Annotated in this window: 9 protein-coding genes and 1 tRNA gene; 9 read left to right on the top strand and 1 reads right to left on the bottom strand. The window is 69.9% G+C overall.

Annotated features, from left to right (window positions below):
- The first annotated feature begins 61 nt into the window (after window positions 1-61).
- From clpS to VIR15_RS02045, 6 genes are all read left to right on the top strand, one after another.
- Window positions 62-385 (top strand): ATP-dependent Clp protease adapter ClpS, encoded by a 324-nt coding sequence (gene clpS, locus VIR15_RS02070; protein WP_414654894.1) that lies wholly within the window; start codon window positions 62-64, stop codon window positions 383-385.
- Window positions 385-990 carry a DUF2017 domain-containing protein gene (locus VIR15_RS02065; protein WP_331925808.1) on the top strand — a complete coding sequence of 202 codons (606 nt, stop codon included), beginning with the start codon at window positions 385-387 and terminating at the stop codon, window positions 988-990. Before clpS ends, VIR15_RS02065 begins: the two co-directional genes overlap by 1 nt.
- A 67-nt stretch (window positions 991-1,057) precedes the next feature.
- Window positions 1,058-1,825 carry an MBL fold metallo-hydrolase gene (locus tag VIR15_RS02060; RefSeq protein ID WP_331925807.1) on the top strand — a complete coding sequence of 256 codons (768 nt, stop codon included), beginning with the start codon at window positions 1,058-1,060 and terminating at the stop codon, window positions 1,823-1,825.
- A 112-nt stretch (window positions 1,826-1,937) separates the two neighbouring features.
- Window positions 1,938-2,690, top strand: coding sequence for a ribonuclease PH (rph, locus tag VIR15_RS02055; RefSeq protein WP_331925806.1), 753 nt, complete (start codon window positions 1,938-1,940; stop codon window positions 2,688-2,690).
- The gene (gene rdgB / locus VIR15_RS02050; RefSeq protein WP_331925805.1) at window positions 2,687-3,319 is read left to right on the top strand and encodes an RdgB/HAM1 family non-canonical purine NTP pyrophosphatase; all 633 of its coding nucleotides are present in this window, start codon (window positions 2,687-2,689) and stop codon (window positions 3,317-3,319) included. The genes rph and rdgB overlap by 4 nt, the downstream gene beginning before the upstream one ends.
- A complete protein-coding gene (locus VIR15_RS02045; RefSeq protein WP_331925804.1) occupies window positions 3,316-4,887 on the top strand; it encodes a molybdopterin-dependent oxidoreductase in 1,572 nt (523 codons plus the stop codon). The genes rdgB and VIR15_RS02045 overlap by 4 nt, the downstream gene beginning before the upstream one ends.
- Window positions 4,888-4,898: 11 nt before the next feature.
- On the opposite strand, the gene VIR15_RS02040 is transcribed toward VIR15_RS02045, so the two are convergent.
- On the bottom strand, window positions 4,899-5,297 hold the full coding sequence (locus VIR15_RS02040) for a RidA family protein (RefSeq protein ID WP_331925803.1): 399 nt from the start codon (window positions 5,295-5,297) through the stop codon (window positions 4,899-4,901).
- 58 nt (window positions 5,298-5,355) lie between these two features.
- On the opposite strand from VIR15_RS02040, the gene VIR15_RS02035 reads away from it, so the two are divergent.
- The 3 genes from VIR15_RS02035 to VIR15_RS02025 form a co-directional block, all read left to right on the top strand.
- Window positions 5,356-5,436: transfer RNA gene (locus VIR15_RS02035), tRNA-Leu, on the top strand.
- A gap of 32 nt (window positions 5,437-5,468) precedes the next feature.
- Entirely contained in the window at window positions 5,469-5,942 is a 474-nt protein-coding gene (bcp, locus tag VIR15_RS02030; protein WP_331925802.1) for a thioredoxin-dependent thiol peroxidase, read from the top strand.
- Window positions 5,943-5,999: 57 nt separating this feature from the next.
- Window positions 6,000-6,188 (top strand): DUF3618 domain-containing protein (locus VIR15_RS02025; RefSeq protein ID WP_331925801.1); only part of this gene is annotated, 189 nt, incomplete at its 3' end.

The following is a 6,188-nucleotide window of genomic DNA, read 5'->3' as shown; positions in this document are numbered from 1 at the left end:
CAGCCTACGATCCCGCTCTGTGGCAGGGCGGTCATAGGGTGGATGCGTGATCCTGACGAGCATGTCCCTCGCGCCGGTGGCCCCCGTGCGCAGCCCGGAGACGGAGGAAGCCACCGAGGAGGCCACGGGCACGGATGAGCTCGTCCTGCCCGACGTCCCCTGGGTCACCATCGTGTGGAACGACCCGGTCAACCTCATGACCTACGTGACGTGGGTCTTCGAGACGTACTTCGGCTATCCCCGCGCCAAGGCGGAGAAGCTGATGATGGACGTCCACACCAAGGGCCGGGCGGTGGTGTCCAACGGTCCGCGCGAGTCCATGGAGCGGGACGCCGAGTCGCTCCAGGGCTACGGCCTGTGGGCAACCTTCGAGAAGGACGAGTGATGGCCCGCGCCTTCCTGCCCGAGGACGGACGCTACGTCGCCCTCCTCGACGACACCGAGCGGTTCATGATCCACGGCCTCATGCAGCAGACCCGGATCGTCCTGTCCCCGGAGGTCGAGCCGACGGGGGATGCCTTCGCGGACGTGGTCGCCTCGATGGGCGTGTCCGTCGCCAGCGAGAACCGGGCCGAGGACCAGGGCGAGGACCAAGGCGAGGAGCGCGATCCGGCGCTCGACCGGTTGCTCCCTGATGCGCACCGCGGTGACGACGCGGTCGCTGCAGAGTTCCGACGCCTCACCGAGGAGGGGCTGCGTCAGCGCAAGAGTGCGAACCTCGACGTCGCCATGGAGCGGCTCGCCGCCGCTGCGAATGACGAAGTGGCGCTCGACGAGTCGCAGGCACCGGCCTTCCTGATGGCGTTGACCGACGTCCGCCTTCTCCTCGGGGAGCGGATGGGCATGCGCACCGAGGAGGACGCCGAACGCCTCCACGCGGCCATGGAGGTCATCGACGATGACGATCCGCTCGGCTACGCGATGGCCTGGTATGACTTCCTCACCTGGCTGCAGGAGACGTTGACCCAAGCGCTCATGGACGACGTCTGATAACTGTGTGACACACAGAACTCGCGAGTCGCCGGTGGCCGGCGCCATTCGCACCTAGGCTCAGTCCGTGGAACTCACCATCGTCGGCTGCTCCGGGTCCTTCGCGGGCCCCGATTCGCCCGCCTCGTGCTACCTGCTGCGGGCAGAGTCCGAGGGCCGCACGTGGAGCATCGTGCTCGATCTGGGCAACGGCGCGCTCGGAAACCTCCAGCGTCACATCGACCCGCTCACCGTGGACGCCGTGCTGATCAGCCATCTGCACGTCGACCACTTCATCGACCTGTGCGGTCTCTACGTCATGCTCAAGTACGTGCCCGGCGGCTCCGGGCGGGAGGATGTCCCGGCCTACGGTCCGGATGGACTGGGGGAGCACCTGGCCCACGCCTACGGCAACGAGGCGATCGAGGACGTTCCGGGGATCTTCCAGTTCCGCACGATCCGCGATCGCGAGCCGATCGTCCTGGGCCCGTTCACGATCACCCCCGTGGGTGTGAAGCACACGATCGAGTCCTACGGCTTCCGGGTCGAGGCAGCGGGCCGCACGCTCGCCTACACCGGTGACACCGACCTGTGTGACGCGCTGACACCCCTGATGACCGGCGCGGACCTCGTCCTCGCCGACGCCGCCTTCGTCGACGGGCGCGACGACACCCGTGGCATCCACCTCTCGGGCAGCCGCGCGGCCGAGGCGGCCGTCCGCGCCGGGGGAGTGCAGCGCCTCATGCTCACGCACATGCCGTCGTGGAACGATCCCGACGTCTGCTGCGCGCAGGCCGCCGCAGTGTGGCCGGGTGAGGTGGAGGTCGCCAAGCCGGGTGCCACCTACGTCGTGTGACGCCATGTCGTATGCCGCTGAGCTGGGTGTTACGTCTTCGTGACGTCGGGCGCAGGCTGGGTCAGCAAGCGGGCGGGCGGCCTACCGTTGAGGGATGGCTAGCCTTCTGGGCATGACTGCCACACGACATGACGGACGTGCCCCCGACGAGACCCGCGAGGTCCGGATCACCCGGGGCTGGCTCGACCACGCCGAGGGGAGCGTCCTCGTCGAGTTCGGGCGCACTCGGGTCCTCTGCGCCGCCTCGTTCACCGAGGGAGTGCCCCGCTGGCTCAAGGGAAAGGGCACCGGCTGGGTGACGGCCGAGTACGCCATGCTGCCGCGCGCGACGAACACCCGCTCCGACCGCGAGTCCGTCAAGGGCCGGATCGGCGGCCGCACGCATGAGATCTCCCGGCTCATCGGACGCAGCCTCCGCGCCGTCATCGACACGAAAGCCCTGGGGGAGAACACGATCATCCTGGACTGCGACGTCCTGCAGGCCGACGGCGGGACCCGGACGGCCGCCATCACCGGCGCCTACGTGGCGCTGGCCGACGCCATCGCGGACGCCCGGGCGAAGGGCCTGATCGGCAAGAATGCGGAGCCCCTCATCGGGTCGGTCGCGGCGGTGTCGGTCGGCATCGTCGGCGGGGAGGCGGTCCTCGACCTCGACTACGAGGAGGATGTGACGGCCGGGACGGACATGAACGTCGTCATGACCGGTGACGGTCGGTACATCGAGGTGCAGGGCACCGCCGAGGGCCAGCCGTTCGAGCGAGCCCTGCTCGACGAGCTGCTCGAGCTGGCCGCCAAGGGCTGCGCGGGCCTCACCGCCGCGCAGCAGGAGGCGCTCGACCCGGGCGCCGACGGGCCGGCCTCATGACCAAGGTCGTCCTCGCCACGCGCAACCACCACAAGGTGGAGGAGCTGCGCGAGATCCTCGCTGACGTCTGCGGCGAGCTCGGCCTCGACATCGTCGGCCTGGACGAGTTCCCTGATGCACCAGATGTCGTCGAGGACGGTGTCACGTTCGCGGAGAACGCTGCGCTGAAGGCGAAGTCAGCGGCCGAGACGACGGGACTCCCGGCGCTCGCGGATGACTCAGGACTTGCCGTCGACGTGCTGGGAGGCGCGCCTGGCATCTTCAGCGCCCGCTGGTCCGGGAGCAAGGGACCGGGTGCCGACCGGGCGAACCTCGAGCTGCTGCTCGCCCAGCTCGGCGATGTCCGCGAGGAGCACCGGGGCGCGGCGTTCGTCTGCGCGGCAGCACTCGTCCTTCCCGATGGACGGTCCGCGGTCGAGACGGGCCGCTTCCCCGGCCGGGTCGCTCACGCGCCCCGGGGGACCGGCGGCTTCGGGTACGACCCCATCTTCATCCCCGAGGAGCAGCCGGATCCGGGCAACGCACGCACGCTCGCGGAGTACGCAGCTGAGGAGAAGAACGGCGTCTCGCACCGGTTCCGGGCCTTCCGGGCGCTGGCGCCGCAGCTGAGGGAGCTGCTCGGCCAATGAGCTCCGCCAGCCCGACGGCACCCAATCCGGTCGCCAGCAGACCACCTGCGACGCAGCCGGGTTCGGCCTGGGCGGCTGCCGCGAACGGTCTCGTCGCCGGGCTGCTCACCGTCGGGCTGAGCACCCTCACCGCGGCAGTCCTTGGGTGGCTCGGCGTTGCCGGCGGCCAGGCCGCCCCGGTCGCCGCGGTCAGCAGCGCGTTCATCGACCGGACACCACCGTGGCTCAAGGACCTTGCGATCGCCGCCTTCGGCACGAATGACAAGCGGGCCCTCCTCGTCGGCGTCGTCTTCGTGCTGGCCGTCCTCTGCGCCGTCATCGGCGTCCTCGCCCGGTCCAGGCTCACGGCGGCCCTTGTCGCGTTCGGCGTCCTCGGGGCCGTCGGGGTGGCCGCCGTTCTCTCGCGTCCGGATGCGTCACTCGCTGACGCTGTTCCAACGGTGCTCGGAACGGCCGCGGGTCTGTGGTTCCTCAGCCGCGGCACCCGCCCGGCGCACGCGATGGGCGCCAACAACCCGGCGCGACGCCTCCTGCTGGGTGCAGCGGTAGGCGGCTCAGCGGCATACGTCGGCTGGTTGCTCGGCGGTGACTCGGCGGCGGCCACGGCTTCGCGGGAGGCGATCGCACTCGAACCAGCCCGGGCGACGAAGATCCCGGTGCCGGCGGGCGCCGACCTCAAGGTGCCGGGAGCGACCCCGTTCCTCGTGCCCAATGACGACTTCTACCGGATCGACACGGCGATCATCGTGCCGCGGCTCAACGCCGACGAGTGGCGCCTCCGGGTCACCGGCATGGTCGAGAGAGAGGTCGGGATCGACTGGAACGCCTTGCAGGCCAAGCCGATGCGCGAGGCGCTCGTGACCCTGACCTGCGTCTCCAACGAGGTCGGTGGGGACCTCGTGGGCAACGCCGTGTGGACCGGCTGGCCGGTGCGCGACCTGCTCGCGCAGGCTGGCCCGCTGCCCGGCGCCGACATGGTGCTCCAGACCAGCGCCGACGGGTGGACGTGCGGGACGCCCCTGCCAGCCATGACCGACGGCCGCAACGCCCTGCTCGCCGTGCGCATGAACGGTGAGCCGCTGCCGTTCGAGCACGGCTTCCCGGTGCGGCTCGTCGTGCCGGGGCTGTACGGCTATGTCTCCGCCTGCAAGTGGGTGACCGAGCTGAAGGTGACGACCTTCGCGGAGGACATGGGCTACTGGACCCCGCGGGGGTGGTCCGCCGAGGGGCCGATCAAGACGTCGTCACGGATCGACGTCCCTCGATCGGGCGCCACGGTGTCGGCGGGCCGGGTCGCGGTCGCCGGAGTGGCGTGGGCGCAGCATCGTGGGATAGCCGAGGTGGAGGTCCAGATCGACGACGGTCCATGGACGCAGGCGCGGTTGGCGACAGATGCGAGCATCGACGCCTGGCGCCAGTGGGTCCTCGACTGGGACGCGACGTCCGGAAGTCACACGCTGCGCGTGCGTGCCCGGGACCTGACGGGTACCCTCCAGTCGGCCGATTCGCGACCCCCGGCGCCCAACGGTGCGGAAGGCCTCCACACGGTGACCGTGCGCGTCGAGTGAAGGCTCTCCGGTCAGGCTGGCGCGCCCGCCCCACCGACGATCGCCTCGGCCTCGATCTCGACGAGGAGGTCCGGGTGGATGAGCGCCGAGACCTCGAGCATGGACGCCGTGGGCCGCACGTCCCCGAACACCTCACCGTGGGCTCGGCCGTACTCCTCCCATCGAGAGATGTCCGTGACGAACATCCGGGTGCGGACCACGTCGGCCGGCGTGGCGCCGAGCTCGGCCAGGGCAGCGGTCAGGATCTCGAGGGCCACCGTGGTCTGGACGTAGGGGTCTCCGGCGCCGACGACCTGTCCGTCCCGGACCGCCGTGGTCCCGGACACATGGATCGTGTCGCCGACCCGCACCGCGCGTGAGTAGCCGACGAGGTCCTCCCATGGACTGCCCGTGCTCACCCGTTGCCGCATGCCGTCAGCCTAGGCAACTAGGCTGGTCCCCGGCTCTCGAGGTCAGCGGAGCCGCCAGGCGGACGTGGTGGAACTGGTAGACACGCAGGATTTAGGTTCCTGTGCCATCGGCGTGCGGGTTCGAGTCCCGCCGTCCGCACTCCCGTGAACGATCCCGACGAAGGAGACCCCGTGAGCGACCGACTCGAGCCGGGCGACCAGGCCCCCGACTTCACGCTTCCCGACGACACCGGCGCATCGGTGAGCCTTCGGGACTTCCGCGGCCGGAAGGTGATCGTCTACTTCTACCCGGCCGCGATGACGCCGGGGTGCACGAAGCAGGCCTGCGACTTCAGCGAGTCGCTCGAGTCGCTCCGGCGGGACGGGTACGAGGTCATCGGGATCAGCAAGGACAAGCCGGCCAAGCTGGCGAAGTTCCGCGAGCGTGACGCGCTGACCATCCCGTTGCTGTCCGACGAGTCCCTCGACGTCCACCGTGCCTACGGCGCTTACGGGGAGAAGAAGCTCTACGGCAAGACGATGGAGGGCGTGATCCGCTCGACGTTCGTCCTCGACGAGGACGGCGTCGTCTCGCACGCCCTCTACAACGTCAAGGCCACCGGTCACGTCGCGAAGCTCCGACGTGACCTTGGCATCGCGGCCTGACACCTGCCGAGACCACCCGCGACTAGAGTCGACCTCAGCCTGCCGAAAGGACGCGTCATGACCGACACCGCACGAATCGAGAGGGACCTCGAGGCCGCTCGAGCCCGCCTCGAGGGGACCGTCAACGAGCTCGCCTACCGGGCACAGCCCAAGGTCATCGCCCAGCGTCAGGCGGACAGTCTCAAGCTCAGGCTCATCGAGGCCACGCACACGCCCGACGGCAGCCTCCGTGTCGAGCGGGTTGCT

This window comes from Intrasporangium sp., assembly GCF_036566125.1.
Taxonomy (GTDB): Bacteria; Actinomycetota; Actinomycetes; order Actinomycetales; family Dermatophilaceae; genus Intrasporangium.
The sequence above is the reverse complement of the archived record's forward strand: the minus strand, read 5'-3'. Positions and strand labels throughout refer to the sequence as shown.